This window comes from Cupriavidus sp. GW821-FHT07C08, from assembly GCF_059419025.1.
Window position 1 is genome coordinate 41,735 of the sequence record NZ_JBWKQZ010000032.1, and the last position, 21,553, is coordinate 63,287.

The window sequence follows — 21,553 nt, forward strand, 5'->3', positions numbered from 1 at the left end:
AAGTGCTTTCGCTGAACGACCTTGAACCGCTCGCCCGCCGCCGCCTGCCCCGGCCGCTGTACGCCTACGTCAGCGGTGCGGTGGAGGACAGTGTCTCGCTGGCGGAGAATCGCCGCGCCTTCACAGAGATCGCGTTGCGGCCACGCGTGCTTGCCGGCGTGGCCACGCGCGAACTGGGCTTCGAGCTGTTCGGCAGGCGCTATGCCGCCCCCTTCGGCGTTGCGCCCATGGGCATCGCCGCGCTGTTCGCTTACCGCGGCGATATCGTGCTGGCGCAGGCCGCGCAGCGGGCCGCGGTGCCGGCGATCATGAGCGGTTCATCGCTGATCCGGCTGGAAGAAGTGATGGCGGCCGCGCCCGGCACCTGGTTCCAGGCCTACCTTCCCGGCGACATGGCACAGATCGACGGGCTGTTGTCGCGCGTCGAGGCGGCAGGTGTATCGACGCTGGTAATCACCGTCGATACGCCCGTTGCGGGCAATCGCGAGAACAACGTGCGCGCCGGCTTCTCGACTCCGCTGCGGCCAACCCTGAGCCTGGCATGGCAAGGCATCACGCATCCGCGCTGGCTGCTTGGCACCTTTGCGCGCACGCTGCTGCGGCACGGCATGCCGCATTTCGAGAACGCCTATGCGCACCGCGGCGCGCCCATCCTGTCATCGCGCGTGCTGCGCGACTTCTCCGACCGCGCGCATTTCACCTGGACGCACCTTGAAGCCATCCGCCGGCGCTGGCAAGGCACGCTGGTGGTCAAGGGCATCCTGACCGCGGAAGATGCCTTGCTGGCGCGTCGGCACGGTGTGGACGGGATCATCGTTTCGAACCACGGCGGCCGGCAACTGGACGGCGCCATCGCGCCGCTGCGCGTCCTGCCTGAGATCGTGCACGCCGTGCCCGACCTGCCGGTGATGCTCGACAGCGGCGTACGCCGCGGCACCGACGTAATCAAGGCGCTCGCGCTCGGCGCGCGTTGCGTCTTTGTCGGCCGGCCGTTCGCCTATGCGGCGACGGTCGGGTCCACCCCCGGCGTGGCGCACGCCATCGACTTGTTGCAGGCCGAGATCTCGCGCGATATGGCAATGCTCGGCCTGACCCGGCTGGCAGACATCGGCCCTGCCTGCATCCGGCCTGCCGCTTCGCTACCCCACATGCCCCCTCACCCGGAGACTTATCGATGAGCACGCTTCACGGCTTTCGCATCCACCCCAAGCCGGCGCCGACTGTCAGCAACGCGCTGCTGGAACGCTACCGCAGCTTCCCGGTAGCCAATGTCAGCGACGCAATGTGCCGCACCGTCGGCACCACGCGGCTGCGACCCTATCACCGGCGCGATGGCGTCCTGGCCGGCCGCGCCCTCACCGTGCGCACGCGCCCGGGCGACAACCTGATGGTGCACAAGGCCCTCGACCTCTGCGGACCCGGCGATGTGATCGTCGTCGATGCCGGCGGCGCCGGTCCCAATGCCATCATCGGCGAGATCATGCTGGCGCTGGCGATCGCGCGCGGCGCAGCGGGCTTCGTCATCGACGGCCTGATCCGCGACAGCGATACGATCGGCAAGGAGACGTTGCCCGTCTATGCGCGCGGGGTCTCGCACCGCGGTCCTTACAAGGACGGTCCCGGCGAATTGCATGTACCCGTCTGCATCGACGGCATGGTGGTGCGCCCCGGTGACCTGGTGCTGGGCGATGGCGACGGCCTGCTGGTCGTTGCGGCCGAGGATGCCGAGGAAATCGCCGCGCGCGTGGAGAACGTACAACGCACCGAAGCAGCGGTGCTCGAGTCGATCGCGCAAGGCCGCGCCGATCGGAGCTGGGTCGAGCGCACGCTGCGCGAAAAGGGGGTGGCCGTATGAACGCGCCCGTCCTGCCGATGCCTGCCGCCGGCACGGTGGTCCGTTTCGACCACTGGCTGGACGCGGCCTTTGACCGCATCATTACGGCCACGCCAGGCCTGACGCTGCATACCTGCGCCCGCGAAGGCGCCGACGCGGCCGCCTGGGACCGGCTTTCCGGCGCCCTTGTCTACCAGATCTCGGCCGCCAAGGACGAGATCCCGCGCCGCTGGTTCGCCGACGCCGCGCTGCTGGCGCGCTGCCCTAACCTGCTGGCGGTATCGTCAAGCGGCTCCGGCTGCGACACCATCGACATCGATGCCTGCACCGAGGCCGGCGTCGCGGTGCTCAACCAGGCCGGCGGCAACGCCGACTCGGTGGCGGAGATGACGCTGGGCCTGATGCTCGCGGTACTGCGCCGCATCGCCGAATCCGACCGCAGCCTGCGCGCGCACAACTGCGAGAGCCGTGAGGACCTGATGGGCCACGAACTGCGCGGCCGCACGCTCGGCCTGGTCGGCGTGGGCCACGCCGGCCGCCGCGTCGCCGCACTCGGCCGCGCCTTCGGCATGCGCGTGATCGGGTGCGACCCGGCGCTGGATGCAGCGGAGCTGGCCGCGCGCGGCGCACAGGCGGTGTCGTTCGAGGAATTGCTGCGCAGTGCCGACGTGGTCTCGCTGCATTGCCCGCGCGACGCCACCACGCTGCGCATGATGGATGGCGCCGCCTTTGCCGCGATGCGGCCGGGCAGCATCTTCGTCAGCACCGCGCGCGGCGGCATCCACGATGAGGGCGCGCTGCATGCGGCGCTGGCCAGTGGCCGTCTTGCCGGCGCCGGTCTGGACGTGTGGGACCAGGAGCCGCCGCCGCGCGCCCACCCCTTGCTCGCGCTGGACAACGTCGTCGCCACCTTCCACACCGCTGGCGTTACTCACGAGGCACGGCGCAGGAACGCCGAACTGGCCGCCACTCAAATCGTCACGCTGCTGGCCAGTGGCGAGCGGCCCGAGCGGCTGGTCAACCCCGAAGTCTGGCCGCGTGCGCAACAGCGCATCGCGGCAGCGTTGCAGGATGCCGCCGTGTCATCGGTCACACCTTAGCCCGCAATTCCGCGGACTATTCTTTACACATAACACGCTGGCATACCAAACCGGCGAGGAGACACCAACCATGCACCCGACCCAAGACCAATGGCGCCGGCGCTTTCCCCTTCGCCTGGCCGGCGCGCTCGCGCTGGCCTGCGGCCTCGCCGCCGCGACCGGCGCACAGGCAGAGGCGCCCTATCCCAACCGCCCTATCCAGATGATCGTGGCCTACGGTCCCGGGGGCGGGACGGACCTGGTGGCACGCCTGCTGGCCCGCCACCTCGAGAAGCAACTCGGCGGTGCCACGGTGGTGGTACAGAACAAGCCCGGCGCGGGCGGCGCCATCGGCTTCGCCGAACTGGCACGGTCCGCGCCGGACGGCTACACCCTCGGCTTTATCAATACGCCGAACCTGCTGACTATTCCCATCGAACGCAAGACCACCTTCACCTGGCGCAGCTTCGACCTGATCGGCAACCTGGTCGACGATCCGGGCGGCTTCACGGTACACAACGGCAATCGCATTGACTCGCTGGCCGCGCTGGTGCGCCATGCCAAGGCGCATCCGGGAGAGGTGTCAGTCGGCACCACCGGCGTCGGCTCGGACGACCACCTCGCCATGCTGCTGTTCGAGAAGGCCGCGGGCGTCAAGCTGACCCATGTCGGCTACAAGGGCGCAGGCGACGTCCGCGCGGCGCTGGTCGGCCAGCAGCTCACCATCGGTGCCATCAACGTGGGCGAAGCGCTGCAGTACCAGAAAGGCGGCTCGCCGATCAAGTTCATTGGCCAGATGGGCGCAACACGGGCAGCACTGGCCCCGAACGTGCCCACCTTCCGCGAACAGGGCTTCGACATCGAACTGGCTTCGCTGCGCGGCCTGGCGGCGCCCAAGGGCCTGCCTGAACCGGTCAGGAAGAAACTGGTGGAGGCGATGGCGCGCGTGGTCGCGGATCCGCAGTTCCGCGAGCAGGCCGAAGCGATGTATGCGCCGTTGCGCTATCTGGCGCCGGCGGCCTACAGCGCAGAGCTGGAGCGCGGCGAGGCGGGCTTCCAGAAACTGTGGAAGGAGATGCCGTGGCAGGAAAACTGAGCGTGCTGGCGGCTATCGCTTAGTGCTCTTTGCAGGCTTGCGCCCGGCATCCTTGCGTCGCTTCAGCGAGGCGTCATCTGCTGGCAATGCGGGGATCGCCGGATACTGATCGAAGGTCTGCTTGACGAGCTGCCGCAACCAGACGATCGCGGGATCGTGGTGAAAGCGCGGGTGCCAGTACTGGCTCAACGCGAACGGTGGCAAGGCAACCGGCGGTTTCACCACGCGCACCACGCCATATCGGCTGAAGACGTTGGCGAGCTCCTCGGGCACGGTGGCGATCAGGTCAGGCTCCCGGTCCATCAGCAGCGGCACGCTCAGGAAGTGCGGTGTGTAGACATAGACGCGCCGCTTCAGTCCGTGGCTCTCAAATGCGGCGTCATAGGCCGGGCTCGAGCGCCCCGCCAGGCTGACCGCAATGTGCGGCATGGTCTCGAACTGCTCGACAGTCAGCGTGTCGCCAACCGTCTGGTTGCGGCTGCTGACGATGGTCACGAATCCATGCATGAACAGCTGCTGCTGGAACAGCGCCACGGGTGCGGTACGCACTGAGCCGAGCACCAGATCCGCCTCGCCCGAGGCGAGCAGCGCCTCGATCTGCGGCATCGGTACCTGCAAGGTGCGCAGCGAGCAGCGCGGCGCGATGGCGCGCAGGCGCTGCATCAGCGGCGGCAGGAATACCAGCTCGCCCATGTCCGTCATGCATAGCGTGAACGTGCGCTGCATGGTCGCCGGGTCGAAGCTCGACTGCGGCAGCACGCGCGTCTGCATGGTCGTCATGACGTCGAGGATCGGCCCGGCCAGGCCCTCGGCCTTGGTCGTCGGCGTCATCCCGTGCGCGGTCTTGACAAACAGCGGGTCATCGAAATAGCTGCGCAGCCGGTTCAGCGCATGGCTCATCGCGCTTTGCGTCAGGCCTAGCTGCTCCGCCGCACGCGTCACATTGCGCTCGCGGAGCATGGCGTCGAACACGGCAAGCAGGTTGTAGTCGAACGGAGCGTTATGCACTGCGTACATCCTTACTATGTTCTGCATGCGATTGACGCATAGTGAGCCCCTGCCTAATCTCCTGTCAAGGCGGCCCCAGAGAGGCCGCAAATCGATATAGGAGACAGAGGATGTTTGTCAGGAACACCTGGTATGTGGCGGGCTGGGACAAGGAAGTCGGGGCCAGCGACTTGTTCAGCCGGACCATCATCGGCATCCCGGTGCTGATGTATCGGGCCGAAGACGGAACGTTGGTGGCGATGGAGGACCGCTGCTGCCATCGCGGCGCGCCGCTGTCGGTGGGTCGGCGCGAAGGCGACTGCCTGCGCTGCATGTACCACGGGCTCAAGTTCGATCCCACCGGCCAATGCATCGAAGCGCCGGCGCAGCAGCGGATCCCGCCGCAAGCGCGCGTGCGGACCTTCCCCGTGGTCGAGCGCAATCGCTGGATCTGGATCTGGATGGGTGACGCGGAAGCGGCTGATCCGGCGCTGATCCCTGACACCCACTGGTTGGACGATCCGGCGTGGCGCAGCCTCGATGGCTACATCCACTACGACGTCAACTACCTGTTGATCGCAGACAACCTGCTGGACTTCTCGCACTTGCCGTTCGTGCATCCCACCACGCTTGGGGGCAGCGAGGACTACGCGGGCGTACAGCCGAAGGTCGAGCGTCTCGAAGATGGCGTGCGCATTACCCGCTGGACCATCGATACCGAGGCCCCGCCATTTGCGAAGCAGGTCAAGGACTGGCCGGGAAAGGTCGACCGCTGGAACATCTACAACTTCACGCTGCCGGCAATCCTGCTGATGGACTCCGGCATGGCGCCGACCGGGACCGGGGCACCGGAAGGCAGGCGCATCGACGCCGCGGAATTTCGCGGCTGCCAGGCACTGACGCCGGAAACCGAGAACTCTACGCACTACTTCTTTGCCCATCCGCATAACTTCGCGATCGACCAGCCGGAGGTCACCCGGTCCATCCACCAGGCCGTAGTGGCCGCGTTCGACGAGGACCGCGACATCATCACCGCGCAGCAGCGCTCGCTGGCACTCGCGCCCGACTTCAAGATGATCCCGTTCTCCATCGACGCGGCCCTGTCCCAGTTCCGCTGGGTGGTCGCGCGCCGGCTGGAAGAAGAAGCCGCCCAGCGTGGGCGGGTGCGGCAACTAACGGAGGCATGACGTGATGGAACTGGTTGTCACCGGATTGCGCGCGGAAGCAGAGGGCGTGCTGGGCGTTGAGTTGCGCTGCCCGTCGCGTGCAGCGCTGCCAGGCTTTGATCCCGGCGCACACGTCGACGTGTCGCTTCCCAACGGCCTGACGAGGCAATACTCGATTGCCAGTTCGGCTGCCGATATCAGACGCTATTGCCTTGGCATCGGCCTGGCGCCGGCATCCCGCGGCGGATCGCGCTATGCACATGAGCAATTGCGAGTGGGCGATCGCGTGCAGGTCGGCACGCCGCGATCGTTGTTTCGCCTGGAAGCGTCCGCGCCAGGACATCTGTTTATTGCGGGCGGCATCGGCATCACACCGATCCTCAGCATGATCCGCTGGTGCGTCGAGCATGGACGCGAGTGGCGCCTGTTGTACTGCGTGCGCTCGCGCGGCGGCGCCGCCTACCTCGATCGGCTTGCGTCCCATGCCGATCGCGTTGTCGTGCATGCCGATGACGAGCATCGCGGCGAACGGGTCGACCTGGGCGCTGCGCTGCGTGAGATGCCTGCCGGCTGGCACGTGTACTGTTGCGGCCCGGGACCGATGATGGACGCCGTGTCGGATTGTGGCCGGGCGGCCGGGATCGAGTCCGGCGCCGTACACTTCGAACGCTTCGGCGCCGATGCCGACCGGAGCGACAAGCCAGACGGCGCGTTCGAAGTCAGCTTGCTGCGGCATGGCGGGCGTTTCACCATTCCCGCCGGTGACAGCATCCTGTCCGTGCTGGAAGCGAATGGCCTGTGCCTGCCCTCAGCGTGTCGCGAAGGCCTGTGCCGGAGTTGCGAAGTTCCGCTCCTTGCCGGCGCCGCGGACCATCGCGACTATGTACTGAGCGAGGGCGAGCGGGCCGCGAATCGGTCCATCCTGATCTGTGTTTCCCGGGCGCAAGGCGCAGAGCTGGTGCTGGATCTCTGACGACTGGGAGACCGCGGAAGAAAAAACGACCCGCTCGAAGGCGGGTCGCAAGGTCCAGGAGACCACGGAAGCAAAACCTCAGAACGACCGCGGCATCCCCAGGATGTGCTCGCCGACGTAGGAAAGAATCAGGTTGGTCGAGATCGGCGCCACCTGGTAGAGCCGGGTCTCGCGGAACTTGCGCTCGACGTCGTACTCCGCCGCGAAGCCAAAGCCGCCGTGATACTGCAGGCAGGCGTTGGCCGCTTCCCACGACGCGTCCGCGGCCAGCAGCTTCGCCATATTGGCTTCGGCGCCGCAGGGCTGGTGCGCGTCGAACAGCTTCGCCGCCTTGAACCGCATCAGGTTGGCCGCTTCCACGTTGACGAAGGCCCTGGCGATAGGGAACTGCACGCCCTGATTCTGGCCGATCGGCCGGCCGAAGACGATGCGCTCGTTGACGTACTTGGTTACCTTGTCGATGAACCAGTAGCCGTCGCCGATGCACTCGGCGGCGATCAGCGTGCGCTCGGCGTTGAGGCCGTCGAGGATGTACTTGAAGCCCTTGCCTTCCTCGCCGATCAGGTTTTCCGCCGGGATTTCCAGGTTGTCGAAGAACAGCTCATTGGTCTCGTGGTTGACCATGTTGATGATCGGCTGGACCGTCAGGCCCTTGCCGATGGCCTCGCGCAAGTCCACCAGGAAGATCGACATGCCTTCGGACTTCTTCCTGCACTCAGCCAGCGGAGTGGTGCGGGCCAGCAGGATCATCAGGTCCGAATGCTGGACGCGCGAGATCCACACCTTCTGGCCATTCACGACATACTTGTCGCCCTTGCGCACCGCTGTGGTCTTGATCTTGGTCGTGTCCGTACCGGTGGTCGGCTCGGTCACGGCCATCGACTGCAGGCGCAGTTCGCCGCTGGCGATCTTGGGCAAGTACAGCTTCTTCTGCTCGGCAGAACCGTGGCGCAGCAGCGTGCCCATGTTGTACATCTGGCCGTGGCAGGCGCCGGAATTGCCGCCGGCACGGTTGATTTCCTCCATGATGACGGACGCCTGGGTCAGGCCCAGGCCCGAGCCGCCGTACTCCTCCGGGATCAGCGCGGCCAGCCAGCCGGCCTGGGTCAGCGCGTTAACGAATTCCTCGGGATAGCCCCGTACTTCGTCAACCTTTCGGAAGTATTCCGACGAGAACTGGCCGCACAGATCGCGCACGGCTTCACGGATTTCCTGGTATTCATCGATTCTGTTCTGCACAGCCTGGTCTCCAACAACATTTTGGGTTAGTTCAGTTCAGCGGTCGCGCTCATCGCGAGGGCGCCGTCTTCATGGCGAATCCACAGTTTGACGGTCTTGCCGTCCTCGCTGCGCTTGCCGCAGACGAAGATGCGCTGCGGAACGAAAGTCGGCCGAACGCCCCGGAACGAGAAGGTCTTGACCACTGCGCCCGGCAGGTTCGTGCGCACCAGTTCCAGCATCAGCAGTGCCAGCAGCGGGCCGTGGACGATCAGGTCCGGATAGTGCTCGATCGCCGTCACGTACTGTTTGTCGTAGTGGATGCGATGGCCATTGAACGTCAGCGCGGAGAAGCGGAACAACAGCACCGGATCCGTGACCACCTCGTGCACCCATTCTTCGCCCTGCGGCGCCGGAACCGGTTCCGGTGCAGGCGCGTTCGGCAATGCGTTTTCCCGGTAGACGATGTCATGTTCTTCGGTAACCGCGAGTCCGTTGTCGCCGTAGTACTTGTGCTCCACCGTCACGAAGGCGAGCGAGCCGCTGCGTCCGGATTTGGCACTGACATCGAGGATGCGCGACACCTTGGAGGCGGCATCGCCGATGCGCAGCGGCTGGTGGAACCACAGGCGGCCGCCGGCCCACATGCGGCGCGGCAGCGGCACCGGCGGCAGGAAGCCGCCGCGGCTGGCATGGCCATCGGAACCGATCTCGGATTGCCGGTGCAGCGGCAGGAAATAGAGCCAGTGCCAGAGCGGTGCAATGGCATCGCCGCGAACGGGCGCCGGGTCATCGTAGTCGAGCGTCGCCGCGAGTGCCTTGACGGGAAACGCCGTGACCTCGTCCTGGCTTTCGGTCGTCTTCCCAACCCATTCTTTCAACTTCACAACGTCCATCACGTCTCTCTGTGGTCTGATTGCCTGGCCTCCACTATGCACGGTGCCGCCGCTGCTTCCAATTCGAAAGTTCGGAACGAGCCATTCGCTTCGACAGAAAGCATGGGTCTGTCGGATACCCGAATGCACTGTTCGGAAGAAACGGATTTACGTGGGACCGAAGTGCAGCGAGCATCTGGGCACGACATATGTTGAACTTCTTCCCATGCGAGTCCAGATTCGTTGCCGCAGCCGTGTTTCCCTGCACAGGCTCGTCCCGGCCTTTCCCCTGCAGATCACCGCCTCCCGGGGACAGCACATACTTGCCGCACGCGGCTTCTCCCGCACCCTGCGTGAGGGTCAGACCGTCAGCATTTCAGCGTTCGCGTCCATCGACCTGCACCTGGCAGGTAGCCTGTTCAGTGCCAGCGCCTGCGACCTCCTGCTGGACGACGCCGCGGTGGACCTGCGCACCGTCATGAAGGTCGGGGCAACGGCTCCCAAGGTCGAATACTTGCGCGAACTGATCTCCGGGACCGTGTTCTACCACCCGCACCAGGAGTGGAATGCGCGGGTGATGGCCAGTGCGCTCCAGACTACCCCGGACCGGATCCGCACTGCGCTGTTCCGGCAGGGCGCCGCCTTTACCCAGATCTGCCGGACGCAGCGGCTGATGCGGGCGCTGTTCGAGTCGATCCAGTCGAACCTGTCCGTGGCGGACCTGAAAGCCCGCATTGGCTGGGTGGACAGCCGGGATCTGGAGGCGTCCTTCTACGACTGGTTCGGCGTCTCCCTGCAGACGGTTTCGCGTCTGCGGGAAGACAGCCTGTAGGCCGCTGCCGGCCTATTGCAGCTCGATCAACAACTGGCCGGCCCGGACCAGCGTGCCGGGCTGGACCAGAATGCTCTTCACAGTGCCGCTGGCCTCGGCGACGACGCTGGTCTCCATCTTCATCGCCTCGATCGCAGCCAGCGTGTCGCCCTTGGCGACAGCCTGGCCGGGCTGGACGCCCACCGAAATCACGCTGCCCTGCATCGGCGACGCCACCTGCATCGGGTCATTCGCGTTCGCCATGCGCTCAGCCTGGGCAGCCTTGCCCTCCTGGCGCTTCAAGGCGCGGACCGCACGCGGCTGGCCGTTGACGTCGAAGTACATGCGCACGCCACCATGCCCATCCGCTTCCGCCTGGGCATTCAGGCCCACGTATAGCGTCTTGCCTTTCTCCAGCTCGACCGCGATCTCCTGGCCGGCTTCCAGGCCATAGAAGAACACCGGCGTCGGCAGGATGGAGACATCGTCGTAGTGCTCCTGGTGCGCGCAGAAGTCCCTGAAGACCTTCGGATACATCAGCCAGGAGGCGAGGTCGTTGTCGGACAGGGGCCGGCCAACCTCGCCCTGCGCCTGCTTGCGGGCCCCTTCCAGGTCGACCGGCGGAATATGCGCACCGGCCCTGCCCTCGATCGGCGCGGCGCCGCGCAGCAGTTTCTTCTGCAGCGCTTCGGGAAAGCCATCCGCCGGATAGCCCATCTCGCCGCGGCACATCGAGATGACGGAGTCCGGTACCGAGACCTCCTTAGCCGGGTCGAGGATTTCGGCCGTCGACAGCTTGTTGGCGACTAGGTGCAGCGCCATGTCGCCCACGACCTTGGACGACGGCGTGACCTTGACGATGTCGCCGAACATCACATTGACGTCGGCATACGCCTGCGCGACCTCCGGCCATTGCGACGCCAGCCCCAGCGAGCGCGCCTGCTCGCGCAGGTTGGTGTATTGGCCGCCCGGCATTTCATGCCGGTAGACGTCGGACGTGCCGGCGCACATATCCGCCTCGAAGGGCTCGTAGTTCCTGCGCACGGACTCCCAGTAGGTGCAGAACGGCTGCAGGTCACGGTAGCCGACCACGGGCTTGCGCGCGCTGTGCTCGAGCGCCGCGCAGATGGCGCCGAGGCTTGGTTGCGAAGTCAGCCCGCTCATCGAGTCCATGGCACCATCCACGGCGTCGACGCCGGCATCGACCGCAGCCAGCACCGAGGCCACCGAGGCACCGCTGGTATCGTGCGTATGGAAGTGGACCGGCAGGCCGACCTCTTCCTTCAACGCCTTTACCAGCGCGTGGACTGCCTGCGGGCGGCACACACCGGCCATGTCCTTGAGGCCCAGGATGTGGACGCCAGCCTTCTCGAGCGCCTTGGCCAATTCGACGTAGTAGCGGATGTCGTACTTGCTGCGCGACGGGTCGAAGAGATTTCCGGTATAGCAGATGGTGCCCTCGCACAGCGCGCCGGCGTCGAGCACCGCATCGATTGCCACGCGCATGTTCTCGACCCAGTTGAAGGAGTCGAACACGCGGAACAGGTCCACCCCGCTGGCGGCTGCCCGCGTGACGAAGTACTGGACCACGTTGTCCGCGTAGTTCGTATAGCCGACCGCGTTGGAGCCCCGCAGCAGCATCTGGAACAGGATATTGGGGACGGCCTCGCGCAGTGCTGCCAGCCGCTGCCACGAATCTTCCTTCAGGAACCGCATCGCCACGTCGAAAGTAGCGCCGCCCCAGCACTCCATCGAGAACAGCCCCGGCAACTGCCGCGCGTAGTACGGAGCGATGGCCGTCATGTCGGTGGTCCGCATGCGGGTCGCCAGCAACGACTGGTGGGCGTCGCGCATGGTGGTGTCGGTCAGCAGGACGGCGTGGCTCGCCTTCATCCATTCGGCGAAGGCGCGCGGTCCGATGCTGGCCAGTCGCGTACGCGTACCTTCCGGAACCGCTGCAGCCGAGTCTATAGCCGGCAGCGGATGCGACAGCACTATCCGTGAGGGCGCGGCGCGTCCCTTGACGTCCGGGTTGCCGTTGACATTGACGTCGGCAATGAAGTTCAGCAGCTTGGTCGCCCGGTCCCGGCGCTGGCGGAAGTTGAACAGCTCGGGCGTGTTGTCGATAAAGCGCGTGGTACAGCGCCCCGAGCGGAATTCCTCGTGCTCGATGACGTTCTCGAGGAAGGCCAGGTTGGTGGCCACGCCGCGTACGCGGAACTCGCGCAACGCGCGGATCATACGCTCGTTAGCCTCGTCGGCATCGCGTCCCTTGCAGGTCACCTTGACCAGCAAAGAGTCGTAGTACGGCGTCACCACGGCCCCGGTATAGGCGGTGCCGGCGTCCAGCCGGATGCCGAAACCGGCGGCGCTGCGATATGTGGTCACCTTGCCGTGGTCGGGTGCAAAGCCGTTCTCCGGATCTTCAGTGGTCACGCGGCACTGGACGGCGTGCCCGCGCAGTCTGATCTCTTCCTGGCGCGGCACGGACGAAGCGGCATCCCCGATCTGCGTGCCTTCCGTGATGCGGATCTGCGCCTTCACGATATCGACCCCGGTGACTTCCTCGGTCACCGTGTGCTCGACCTGGACGCGGGGATTGACTTCGATGAAGTAGAAGTCCTCCGTGTCGGCGTCCATCAGAAACTCGACCGTACCCGCATGCGTGTACGAGACGGCTCTCGCGAGCTTGAGCGCTTCCCCGCACAGCGCCTGGCGCCTGGCATCGTCCAGATACGGGGCCGGTGCCCGCTCGACGACCTTCTGGTTGCGCCGCTGCACCGAGCAATCGCGCTCGAACAGATGGACGATATTGCCGTGGGTGTCGCCAAGGATTTGGACCTCGACATGCTTGGCCCGCGCAATGAACTTCTCGAGATAGACCTCGTCGTTGCCGAAGGCGGCCCTGGCTTCGCGCCTCGCCGCAGCAATGGCGTCCGCCAGGTCGGCCTCCTTGTCGATGGCGCGCATGCCACGGCCGCCGCCGCCCCAGCTCGCCTTCAGCATCAGTGGATAGCCGATCTCCGCTGCCAGCTTGCCGGCCTGCTCTAGGTCATCGGGCAGCGCGCCGGTGGCGGGCACCACCGGCACACCCACCCGCTGCGCAAGTTCCCGTGCGGCAACCTTGTTGCCCAGCTCCCGCATCACCTCTGGCTTCGGACCGATAAACGCGATGCCCTCCTGCGCGCAGCGCTCGGCGAAGTCCGGATTCTCGGAGAGGAAGCCATAGCCCGGATGGATGGCATCCACGCCCGCCCCCTTGGCCACGCGCAGGATATCTTCAATATCGAGATAGGCGTCGACGGGCTTCTTGCCCTGGCCGACCAGGTAGCTCTCGTCAGCCTTGAAGCGATGCTGGGCGAAACGGTCCTGGTAGGAATAGATGGCGACGGTGCGGATGCCAAGCTCGCTGGCGGCGCGCATCACGCGAATGGCGATCTCGCCCCGGTTGGCGATCAAGAGACTGCGGATTATCTTCATCATGCTTGTAGGAACTCAGAAACCTTGGAATGCGCGCGCCTGTCAGGAGTTCGCCCGGCCCGCCTGCCTAAGCAGATCCGCAGCACGTGCGATTACGGGCGCGTCCACCATTTCGCCATCCAGCTGGAACGCACCGGGGCTCGACTTTGCGCCATCGATGACGCGCTGTGCCCACGCCAGTTGTGCTTCAGCGGGCCGGTATGCCGTGTTAACCTCCGCTACCTGCGCCGGATGGATGCAGAGCTTTGCGCCGAATCCCAGCCGGCGGCCACGGGTGCTGGCAGCGCGCAGTTCATCGACATCGGAGATGGAGACCGTCACCCCGTCCACCGGCGCCGCAATGCCCGCGGCCCGGGAGGCCAGGACCAGCATGGAGCGGAAGAACAGCAGTTCCCTGTCGTCTCCTTCGATACCCAGTTCCGTACGGAAATCGACGGTACCGAAGATCAGCCGCTCTACGCCCGGTGCGGCGGCAATATCCGCCACGTTGGTCATACCGGCGGCGGTCTCGATCAGCGGCAGCACTTTGACCTCCGGTGGCAGGTGTCGCATGACCTCAGCGATTTGCGCCGCGCTCTCCGCCTTCGACAGCACGACGCCCTGCACGCCCGGCTTCAGGCAGGCGCGCACGTCATCCTCGAACCAGCGCGTCTGCGTGGCGTTGATACGGACCAGTCCGGTGCCGCCTGCCGCCAGGTAGTCCGCCAGCAGTTGCCGGGCGCGGTCCTTGTCGCCCTCGGACACAGCATCCTCCAGGTCCAGGATGACGCGATCGGCGCCCGATGCGTGGGCCTTGGCAAAGCGCTCCGGCCGGTTGGCGGGAACGAAGAGGTAGGAACGGGCGATGGCGGGGGTGGTCATGGGAGCACTGTCTGGCAGATGGGCGAGCGCCTCCCCCGGCCTTCAGGTGGCCGCGAAGAGGCGGAACAGGGAACGGCCGCGGTCCGGCCGGGGGATCAGATGGCGCCTTCGGTGCGCAGGCGCGACACGTCGTCGGCGGTGTAGCCGAGTTCGCGCAGGATGCCTTCGCTGTGTTCGCCCAGGGCCGGGATGGCGTCCATGCGCGGCTCGAAGGCATTCGGCAGGCCGGGCGGCAACAGTGCCGGAATCACGCCCACCGGCGACGAAACCGACGTCCACCGCTCGCGAGCCTTGAGTTGCGGGTGGTTCCAGACATCGCGCATATCGTTCATACGGGCGTTGGCGATCTGGGCGCGCTCCAGACGCTCGACCACCTGGTCGATGGTCAGTGCGGAGAAGACGTCGGTGATGATCTGCGTCAGCTCCTCGCGGCTCTTGGCGCGCAGGGAGTTGGTGACGAAGCGCGCGTCGGTGGCGAGCTCCGGCCGTTCCAGCACGACCCGGCAGAAGGCCTCCCACTCGCGCTCGTTCTGCAAGCCAAGGATGATGGTCTTGCCGTCGCCGGCCGTGAACGGGCCATAGGGGAAGATGGTCGCATGCGAGGCCCCGGCGCGCGGCGGCGGCGTGGCGCCGTCGAAGGCGTAGTAGAGGGGGTAGCTCATCCACTCGACCATGCTTTCCAGCATCGATACGTCGATATGGGCGCCCTTGTCCGTCTTGCCGCGCTGCAGCAGCGCCGCCAGGATATTGGTGTACGCGTACATGCCGGCAGCGATATCCGCGATCGAGCAGCCTGCCTTGGACGGGCTTTCCGGCGTGCCGGTGATGGAGACGAAGCCGGATTCGGCCTGGATCAGCAGGTCATAGGCCTTCTTGTCCCGGTAGGGGCCGTCGTTGCCATAGCCGGAGATATCGCAGACGACGATGCCGGGATAGCGCTGCGACAGCGCTTCGTAGGACAGGCCGAGCCGGTCGGCGGCGCCTGGTGCCAGGTTCTGCACCAGCACGTCCGCCTTGTCGAGGATCTTCTGCAGGATGGCCGGCGCTTCCTGGTGTTTCAGGTCCAGCGCCAGGCTCTCCTTGGAGCGGTTGGTCCAGGCGAAGTGCGATGACATGCCGTCCACCCGCTCGTCATAGCCGCGGGCAAAGTCGCCAACCCTGGGCCGTTCGATCTTGATCACGCGCGCGCCCAGGTCGGCGAGCTGGCGGGTACAGAACGGCGCAGCGATTGCATGCTCCAGAGAAACCACGGTAATGCCATCGAGGGGACGCATAACAGCCTTTTTCGAGAGATGTTGCGTTCGAACTGCCTTTGCAGGAACAAACGACTGGGATTCGGGTATGCGAGGCGACTCGCTTGCCAGCAAGTCTCCCAGCGCTTGGAGATGGGGTAAATCTCGTTTTCTCGAAGCGGCCATTCGTCTGCGGCGAAAGCACGGGCGTTCGGAACCGCCGTAACCTCGTTTGCGACATATGTGATGCCTTGATACAGTTGGGGCAAGGAGCACCTATGCATTTTGACTTTGCCGACCTCAGGCTGTTTGCTCGCATCGCCGAGGAGGAAAACCTGTCGCGCGGGGCGAAGAAGGCATTTTTGTCGCCGGCCGCGGCCAGCGCACGACTGAAAGCGCTGGAAGACCAGCTAGGCACCCGCCTGTTCTATCGGGAAAGCAAAGGCCTCGCCCTGACCCCCGCCGGCGAACGCCTGCTGCGGCATACCCGCGTGATCGAGCGCCAGTTCGAGCATGTCAAAAGCGAGTTCGAGGAGTATTCCAAGGACACGGTCGGCCATATCCGCATCTTTGCGAACACGACTGCCGTCACGGAGTTCATGCCGGAGGTGCTGGCGCGCTTCATGGCAGAGCGGCCGGCCGTCACCGTCGACCTGCAGGAGCGCCTGACGCGGGACATCATCCGCGGCGTACTGGACGGCAGCGCGGATCTTGGCATCATCTCCGGTCCACTGAACTCGGAGGGGCTGGAGGTTATCCATTTCAGTACGGATAAGCTGGTCCTGGCGACACCGGTCGGGCATCCGCTGACGCATAAGGACAAGGTCTCCTTCGACGACACGCTCGACTACGAGCATGTCAGCCTGCATGAAGGCAGCACCCTGCACGCGTTTCTTACGGACCTTGTCCGCGACCAGCGGCGCAAGCTCCAGATCCGCATCCAGATCCGGAGCTTTGAAGCCATGTGCCGGATGATCGAGGCCGGCGTCGGCATTGGCGTGGTGCCGCTGTCGGCGGCGTTGCGTCACAAGCAGACGATGAAGATTGAAATCATCGAACTGCACGAACCGTGGGCGATCCGGGAGCGCGCGGTGATCGTGCGGGAACTGGAAGGGTTGCCTGGCTGCGCGAAGGCATTGATCGATGAGCTGATCGAGGTTGCGCAGGCGGCCGGCGGCAGCCCGGCCGGACTCAATCCCTGATGAGCAGAATGGCTTCAATCTCCACTGTCATGCCATGGGGTAAAGAGCTGACGCCCACGGCCGAGCGAGCATGCATTCCCTTTTCCCCAAATGCCTTGGCGAGGATGTCCGAGCAGCCGTCAATGACCTTCGTGTGGCGGCGGAATGTTGTGCCCGCATGAACCATGCCCAATAGCTTGACCACCGCTTCGACGCGACTTAGTTCGCCAACGGCAAGCTTTATCGTTGCAAGCATGTTCAGCGCTGCAAGTTGAGCGTCGGCATACCCGGCAGGCACCTGCTCGTCGGAATCGAGACGCCCCAATCGGTACGAATTGTCCGGTAACCGAGGGCCGTGCCCCGACAGGTAGAGGGTGTTTCCAAGCAATCGATACGGAATATAGGTACCGTTAGGCGGCAAGGCTGCTGGAATCTCGAACCCTAGTTCCGCAAGTCTTTCTTCAGGTGTCATACAAGAAATCTCCGGTGGACTGTCTGAAAGTAACGCGTCGCCTGCCTGTGGCAGCATAGCCATGCACCGCCTGCAGCGCTTCCTGGCCTACTGACGCCCGGTCAGCGCGCGTGCGAAGATCGCCGGGTCGACGTTCCCCCCTGAGCAAACGATCGCCACATTTTTACCGGCCAGGTCGACCTTCTTCTCGATGACTGCAGCCAGGCTCGCGGCCGCGCCGGGCTCGACCACAAGTTTCAGCAGGCGAAAGGCAGCAGATACTGCGCGCAGGGCCTCTTCGTCATTGACGCTGATGCCGGCGAGACGGTGTCGAAGAAGCACACTCAGTGGTTTGGTACCCACAACCGGGCCGGAAATTGCATCCATGACCGTCTTTGGAACCGAGGTATTTCTCTCAGGACTTCCGCTGACCAGCGAATGCGCCATCTTCTCAAAGCCTTGGGGCTCCACGATGTAACACTTAGCCTGCGGGTGCTTGGCTGTTACCGCGGTGATGACCCCTGACGATAGCCCTCCACCACTGCAATTCAGGAGCAACGCGTCGAGCGACACGCCACGCTCCTCGAGTTGCTCACAAATCTCCAGGCCAACGGTGCCTTGCCCGGCCATGACATCAAAATCATCAAAGGGGGAAACGAATGTCATGCCCCTTTGCTCGATGATTTTGTCCGCGACGGCCTCGCGTTGCTGGGTCTGCGGGTCATACAGTACGATCTCCGCGCCCCACCAGCGACAGCTATCGATCTTGATTGCTGGCGCTGTTTTCGGCAGCACGATTACCGCGGGACAACCCACCAACCTGGCGGCCGCGGCAACACCCTGACCGTGGTTGCCGGCCGAGTACGTAACCACCCCGCGTTCGAGGCGGCCGGCATCAAGCGAAAGTACCTTGTTCAGCGCCCCCCGGATCTTGAACGAGCCGGTCAGCTGAAGCGGTTCCGCCTTGACAAACAGCTTGCAACCCGCCGCCTCGTCAAGCATCGGCGTGCTCAGCAGCGGCGTCCGGACAATATGAGGGTTGATGCGGTCCGCAGCGCGGCGAATGTCGTCCAGGTCGAAGTTTTTCATTTCATTTCAGTTCGATGTGAAGTGCACTGACATGCGCAACCAGGCGCGGCTGATGTTGCCGCCAATGCGAATATCGTTCCCGCCAGTGACACCGGAAACGGGAGTTCAGCCTAGTGCTGCAGGATCTTGGAAAGAAAATCCTTCGCGCGCGGCGACCGAGTCTCGGCGTTGCCAAAGAACTCATCCGTGGCGCAATCCTCGATGATCCTCCCGCCATCCATAAAGATCACGCGGTCGCTCACCTTCCTGGCGAAGCCCATTTCGTGGGTCACGCACATCATGGTCATGCCTTCATTCGCCAGTTGCACCATGACGTCCAGTACTTCGCCTACCATCTCCGGGTCCAGCGCCGAAGTCGGCTCGTCAAACAGCATGACAGCCGGATCCATCGACAGCGCCCGGGCAATCGCGACGCGCTGCTGCTGCCCACCCGACAGTTGTCCCGGATATTTGTCCTTGTGTGCAAGCAGCCCTACACGTTCCAGCATCTTCAGGCCCCGGCACTTCGCGTCAGCGCGATCACGGCCCAGGACTTTCACCTGGGCCAGCGTTAGGTTCTCGGTCACGGAGAGATGCGGGAAGAGCTCAAAGTGCTGAAAGACCATGCCTACACCGGAGCGAACCCTGGGAAGGTTGGTTTTGGGATCGGTAATGGAGAAGCCATTGACGACGATATCGCCGCTCTGCACCGGTTCAAGGCCGTTGACCGTCTTGATCAACGTACTTTTTCCGGAGCCGGACGGCCCGCATACGACGACCACCTCTCCCTTGCTGATCCCGGTGGTGCAGTCCGTCAGCACTCGTGTGCTGCCGTACCATTTGCTAATGTTGTTGATACTGATCATGACGCGTCTCCTCAGCGAATGATTTGCACCCTTCTCTGCAGCCTTCTCACGAGCATGGACAGGGAAAGGCAGATAGCGAAGTAGACAACTGTCGCTATCAGGTAGGTTTCTACCGGCCGATTGAGGTTCTTTCCGACCACTTCGAACCCTTTGAGTAGATCATGCGCACCGATCGCATAAACCAGGCTCGTGTCCTGAAACAGCACGATCGTCTGTGTCAGCAGCACAGGCAGCATGTTGCGGAAAGCCTGCGGCAGAACCACCTGGTGCATGGTCTGCGCATAGGTCATGCCCATCGCATATCCGGCAAACACCTGCCCCCGTGGCACACTCTGAATGCCCGCCCGCATGATTTCCGAGTAGTAAGCCGCTTCGAATGCGGTGAAGGTGATGATCGCAGAGAGTTCTGCGCCGAGCGGTCGCTTCAGCAGCAGGGGTATCAGCAGGAAGAACCACAGGATCACCATCACCAGCGGCACGGATCTGAGCGTGTTGACGTAAGCGGCGACCGGCACCTCCAGCCATCGCTTGCCGGACAATCGCATCAACGCGAGAATGGTTCCGAGTACGATCCCCCCGAGCATTGCGACCAGCGTGAGTTGCACTGAAAAATAGAGCCCTTTCAGCACGAATCCCGAAACGACGCTCCAGTTGAAGAAACTGAAATCCAGAGTATTCATTTGACTGCCCCCGGCATGCCAGGTACACGGACTTTGCGCTCGATAATGTGCGCAATGCGGTTGACGGCAAAGGCGGAGATGAAATACAAGCCGGTCACCGCCAGGTAGATCTCGATACCGCGGGCGGTTTCTTCCTGCGCCTGCATCGCGAACATTGTCAGTTCGGCGATGCTCACCGCGAATGCCACCGAAGAGTTCTTGATGATGCTCATCGACTCACTGGTCAGCGGCGGGATGATGATTCTCAGCGCCACCGGCAAGATGACGTAGCGATATGTCTGGACCGGGGTGAACCCCATTGCCAGGCCCGCATGGCGCTGGCCTCGCGGCAACGCCAGAATCCCCGCCTTTACCTGCTCCGCGACACGAGAGGAGGTATAAAGTCCGAGCGCCATGACCACCAGGAAAAAGCTAGGCACCGCGCGCAGGCTCGGGATAAGCCCGGGAATGACGTGGTACCAGAGGAAGATCTGAAGCAGCAGCGGAATATTGCGGAATACCTCCGTCCAGACATTGGCGAACGCCACTACCGCACGATTGCCAGTGGTACGCAACACGCCCACGATGGCACCAACCAGCAACGCCAGAACCAGCGAGCACAGCGCAACGGAAAGCGTCCATCCCCAAGCCGACAGCATCCACTCCAGATACGTCTCGCCTCCGCCGGTGTCCTGAAGAAACACCTGCCAATCCCAATATTTACTCAACGACGTCTCCTTCCGCTACAGTTGCGAACTCACCTGCAGATGGCGTGCGTCGGCATGCTTCGCCGCCGGCACACCAGTCGTTTCGCTCTCAGATGCCGCGGTTGTTGGGATTGCTATAGGTGTCCTTCAGCGCTTTCGACATTGGGAAATTCAGGTTGACTCCCGACGGAGGGACCGGGCGCGAGAACCACTTTGCATACAGTTCGTTGATCTCTCCGCTCTTCATGACGGTGCCGATGGTGTCATTGACCAGTTCCTTGAAGGCCGGATCGTCCTTGCGGAACATCAAGCCATAGGGCTCATCCCGGAGTCTCTCGTCGAGTATCTTGTATTCATTCGGACTCGCCGAAGTCGCGATCAAACCGGCTAGCTGCACATCTTCCAGGATCATTGCGTTCGCACGGCCAGACGAAAGCAACAGGAACGCGTCGGCAATGTCCTTTCCGTACAACTCCTGAAAGTCCTTCTTCTCGGTCCGCCGATAGCTACGAAGTAGCTGAATCGTGGTGGATCCGGTGACCGTTGCAACTGTTTTGCCTTCGAGCTGCGTCATGGAACTGATTCCGGATTGCTTCTTGACGGCGACTGCAATGCTGCTGACGAAATGGGTAGGCGCGAACTCCACTTGCTGGGCACGTGCAGTGGTATTTGTGGTGGTACTGCACTCGAGATCGATCGTGCCGTTCTGCAGCAACGGGATCCTGTTGGTTGGCGTGACTATCGTGTACTGCACTTTAAGGTTCGGCATCTGCAGTTTCTTCTTGACTGCATCGACCACCTTTAAACACAGATCCGCCGAAAACCCGACCGGATTCGCGTCCGCGCTCGTCTTGTATGAAAACGGGAAGGACGCGTCCCTGGCACCCAACCCAATGACGCCGGACTCCTTGATCTTCTGCAAGGTGTCTTTGGATTGGGCCTGGGTCGGGCTAGCGCAAAGCAACGAGCAAAGCGCGATCAAAGAGATAGGCAGTTTCATTTAATGTCT

At 63.9% G+C, this 21,553-nt stretch carries 20 protein-coding genes; 8 read left to right on the top strand and 12 right to left on the bottom strand.

The features are described from left to right. Positions 1-2: 2 nt before the first annotated feature. From AC07UK_RS30845 to AC07UK_RS30860, 4 genes are all read left to right on the top strand, one after another. On the top strand, positions 3-1,178 hold the full coding sequence (locus AC07UK_RS30845) for an alpha-hydroxy acid oxidase (RefSeq protein WP_494687170.1): 1,176 nt from the start codon (positions 3-5) through the stop codon (positions 1,176-1,178). Then, complete coding sequence (locus AC07UK_RS30850; RefSeq protein ID WP_494687149.1) at positions 1,175-1,855, top strand: RraA family protein; 681 nt, start codon at positions 1,175-1,177, stop codon at positions 1,853-1,855. Before AC07UK_RS30845 ends, AC07UK_RS30850 begins: the two co-directional genes overlap by 4 nt. Continuing rightward, on the top strand, positions 1,852-2,934 hold the full coding sequence (locus AC07UK_RS30855; protein WP_494687150.1) for a hydroxyacid dehydrogenase: 1,083 nt from the start codon (positions 1,852-1,854) through the stop codon (positions 2,932-2,934). The genes AC07UK_RS30850 and AC07UK_RS30855 overlap by 4 nt, the downstream gene beginning before the upstream one ends. 70 nt (positions 2,935-3,004) lie before the next feature. Beyond that, the gene (locus AC07UK_RS30860; RefSeq protein WP_494687151.1) at positions 3,005-4,009 is read left to right on the top strand and encodes a tripartite tricarboxylate transporter substrate binding protein; all 1,005 of its coding nucleotides are present in this window, start codon (positions 3,005-3,007) and stop codon (positions 4,007-4,009) included. A gap of 12 nt (positions 4,010-4,021) precedes the next feature. On the opposite strand, the gene AC07UK_RS30865 is transcribed toward AC07UK_RS30860, so the two are convergent. After that, positions 4,022-5,026: a LysR family transcriptional regulator gene (locus tag AC07UK_RS30865; protein ID WP_494687152.1), complete on the bottom strand. Its 1,005-nt coding sequence runs from the start codon at positions 5,024-5,026 to the stop codon at positions 4,022-4,024. Between the two features lie 101 nt (positions 5,027-5,127). On the opposite strand from AC07UK_RS30865, the gene AC07UK_RS30870 reads away from it, so the two are divergent. Next, a complete protein-coding gene (locus AC07UK_RS30870) occupies positions 5,128-6,183 on the top strand; it encodes an aromatic ring-hydroxylating dioxygenase subunit alpha (RefSeq protein ID WP_494687153.1) in 1,056 nt (351 codons plus the stop codon). 4 nt (positions 6,184-6,187) lie between these two features. Next, on the top strand, positions 6,188-7,135 hold the full coding sequence (locus AC07UK_RS30875; protein WP_494687154.1) for a PDR/VanB family oxidoreductase: 948 nt from the start codon (positions 6,188-6,190) through the stop codon (positions 7,133-7,135). 78 nt (positions 7,136-7,213) lie between these two features. Here the strand turns inward: AC07UK_RS30875 and AC07UK_RS30880 are convergent, their stop codons facing one another. Further along, on the bottom strand, positions 7,214-8,374 hold the full coding sequence (locus tag AC07UK_RS30880; RefSeq protein WP_436225137.1) for an acyl-CoA dehydrogenase family protein: 1,161 nt from the start codon (positions 8,372-8,374) through the stop codon (positions 7,214-7,216). Positions 8,375-8,400: 26 nt separating this feature from the next. Further along, positions 8,401-9,249, bottom strand: a complete 849-nt coding sequence (locus AC07UK_RS30885) for an HTD2 family dehydratase (protein WP_494687155.1) — start codon at positions 9,247-9,249, stop codon at positions 8,401-8,403. Positions 9,250-9,454: 205 nt separating this feature from the next. Here AC07UK_RS30885 and AC07UK_RS30890 point away from each other — a divergent pair, with 205 nt between their 5' ends. Continuing rightward, positions 9,455-10,060, top strand: a complete 606-nt coding sequence (locus AC07UK_RS30890; RefSeq protein ID WP_494687156.1) for a hypothetical protein — start codon at positions 9,455-9,457, stop codon at positions 10,058-10,060. 12 nt (positions 10,061-10,072) lie between these two features. On the opposite strand, the gene AC07UK_RS30895 is transcribed toward AC07UK_RS30890, so the two are convergent. From AC07UK_RS30895 to AC07UK_RS30905, 3 genes are all read right to left on the bottom strand, one after another. Beyond that, positions 10,073-13,522, bottom strand: a complete 3,450-nt coding sequence (locus tag AC07UK_RS30895) for a pyruvate carboxylase (RefSeq protein ID WP_494687157.1) — start codon at positions 13,520-13,522, stop codon at positions 10,073-10,075. 39 nt (positions 13,523-13,561) lie between these two features. Further along, positions 13,562-14,380: an HpcH/HpaI aldolase/citrate lyase family protein gene (locus tag AC07UK_RS30900; protein ID WP_494687158.1), complete on the bottom strand. Its 819-nt coding sequence runs from the start codon at positions 14,378-14,380 to the stop codon at positions 13,562-13,564. Positions 14,381-14,475: 95 nt separating this feature from the next. After that, entirely contained in the window at positions 14,476-15,654 is a 1,179-nt protein-coding gene (locus AC07UK_RS30905; RefSeq protein ID WP_494687159.1) for a CaiB/BaiF CoA transferase family protein, read from the bottom strand. Positions 15,655-15,890: 236 nt separating this feature from the next. Here AC07UK_RS30905 and AC07UK_RS30910 point away from each other — a divergent pair, with 236 nt between their 5' ends. Next, positions 15,891-16,814 carry a LysR family transcriptional regulator gene (locus AC07UK_RS30910; protein ID WP_436225131.1) on the top strand — a complete coding sequence of 308 codons (924 nt, stop codon included), beginning with the start codon at positions 15,891-15,893 and terminating at the stop codon, positions 16,812-16,814. Here the strand turns inward: AC07UK_RS30910 and AC07UK_RS30915 are convergent. The 6 genes from AC07UK_RS30915 to AC07UK_RS30940 form a co-directional block, all read right to left on the bottom strand. Then, entirely contained in the window at positions 16,804-17,265 is a 462-nt protein-coding gene (locus tag AC07UK_RS30915) for a RidA family protein (protein WP_436225130.1), read from the bottom strand. The two genes, AC07UK_RS30910 and AC07UK_RS30915, sit on opposite strands and share 11 nt — an antisense overlap. Positions 17,266-17,352: 87 nt before the next feature. Then, a complete protein-coding gene (locus AC07UK_RS30920; RefSeq protein ID WP_436225129.1) occupies positions 17,353-18,333 on the bottom strand; it encodes a threonine ammonia-lyase in 981 nt (326 codons plus the stop codon). 110 nt (positions 18,334-18,443) lie between these two features. Continuing rightward, a complete protein-coding gene (locus AC07UK_RS30925; protein WP_436225128.1) occupies positions 18,444-19,178 on the bottom strand; it encodes an amino acid ABC transporter ATP-binding protein in 735 nt (244 codons plus the stop codon). Between the two features lie 11 nt (positions 19,179-19,189). Next, positions 19,190-19,858 (bottom strand): amino acid ABC transporter permease, encoded by a 669-nt coding sequence (locus AC07UK_RS30930; RefSeq protein WP_436225127.1) that lies wholly within the window; start codon positions 19,856-19,858, stop codon positions 19,190-19,192. Beyond that, positions 19,855-20,565: an amino acid ABC transporter permease gene (locus tag AC07UK_RS30935; protein WP_436225126.1), complete on the bottom strand. Its 711-nt coding sequence runs from the start codon at positions 20,563-20,565 to the stop codon at positions 19,855-19,857. The genes AC07UK_RS30930 and AC07UK_RS30935 overlap by 4 nt, the downstream gene beginning before the upstream one ends. 88 nt (positions 20,566-20,653) lie before the next feature. Further along, positions 20,654-21,544, bottom strand: a complete 891-nt coding sequence (locus AC07UK_RS30940; RefSeq protein WP_494687160.1) for an amino acid ABC transporter substrate-binding protein — start codon at positions 21,542-21,544, stop codon at positions 20,654-20,656. Between the last annotated feature and the right edge of the window lie 9 nt (positions 21,545-21,553).

What these genes read in the sequence shown, in the direction of transcription:
- AC07UK_RS30920 (WP_436225129.1), bottom strand. Translation starts at nt 18,333, where the DNA reads ATGAAAAACTTCGACCTGGACGACATTCGCCGCGCTGCGGACCGCATC.
- AC07UK_RS30910 (WP_436225131.1), top strand. Translation starts at nt 15,891, where the DNA reads ATGCATTTTGACTTTGCCGACCTCAGGCTGTTTGCTCGCATCGCCGAG.
- AC07UK_RS30850 (WP_494687149.1), top strand. Translation starts at nt 1,175, where the DNA reads ATGAGCACGCTTCACGGCTTTCGCATCCACCCCAAGCCGGCGCCGACT.
- AC07UK_RS30895 (WP_494687157.1), bottom strand. Translation starts at nt 13,522, where the DNA reads ATGATGAAGATAATCCGCAGTCTCTTGATCGCCAACCGGGGCGAGATC.
- AC07UK_RS30925 (WP_436225128.1), bottom strand. Translation starts at nt 19,178, where the DNA reads ATGATCAGTATCAACAACATTAGCAAATGGTACGGCAGCACACGAGTG.
- AC07UK_RS30875 (WP_494687154.1), top strand. Translation starts at nt 6,188, where the DNA reads ATGGAACTGGTTGTCACCGGATTGCGCGCGGAAGCAGAGGGCGTGCTG.
- AC07UK_RS30915 (WP_436225130.1), bottom strand. Translation starts at nt 17,265, where the DNA reads ATGACACCTGAAGAAAGACTTGCGGAACTAGGGTTCGAGATTCCAGCA.
- AC07UK_RS30855 (WP_494687150.1), top strand. Translation starts at nt 1,852, where the DNA reads ATGAACGCGCCCGTCCTGCCGATGCCTGCCGCCGGCACGGTGGTCCGT.
- AC07UK_RS30890 (WP_494687156.1), top strand. Translation starts at nt 9,455, where the DNA reads ATGCGAGTCCAGATTCGTTGCCGCAGCCGTGTTTCCCTGCACAGGCTC.
- AC07UK_RS30865 (WP_494687152.1), bottom strand. Translation starts at nt 5,026, where the DNA reads ATGTACGCAGTGCATAACGCTCCGTTCGACTACAACCTGCTTGCCGTG.
- AC07UK_RS30860 (WP_494687151.1), top strand. Translation starts at nt 3,005, where the DNA reads ATGCACCCGACCCAAGACCAATGGCGCCGGCGCTTTCCCCTTCGCCTG.
- AC07UK_RS30905 (WP_494687159.1), bottom strand. Translation starts at nt 15,654, where the DNA reads ATGCGTCCCCTCGATGGCATTACCGTGGTTTCTCTGGAGCATGCAATC.
- AC07UK_RS30940 (WP_494687160.1), bottom strand. Translation starts at nt 21,544, where the DNA reads ATGAAACTGCCTATCTCTTTGATCGCGCTTTGCTCGTTGCTTTGCGCT.
- AC07UK_RS30930 (WP_436225127.1), bottom strand. Translation starts at nt 19,858, where the DNA reads ATGAATACTCTGGATTTCAGTTTCTTCAACTGGAGCGTCGTTTCGGGA.
- AC07UK_RS30870 (WP_494687153.1), top strand. Translation starts at nt 5,128, where the DNA reads ATGTTTGTCAGGAACACCTGGTATGTGGCGGGCTGGGACAAGGAAGTC.
- AC07UK_RS30900 (WP_494687158.1), bottom strand. Translation starts at nt 14,380, where the DNA reads ATGACCACCCCCGCCATCGCCCGTTCCTACCTCTTCGTTCCCGCCAAC.
- AC07UK_RS30885 (WP_494687155.1), bottom strand. Translation starts at nt 9,249, where the DNA reads ATGGACGTTGTGAAGTTGAAAGAATGGGTTGGGAAGACGACCGAAAGC.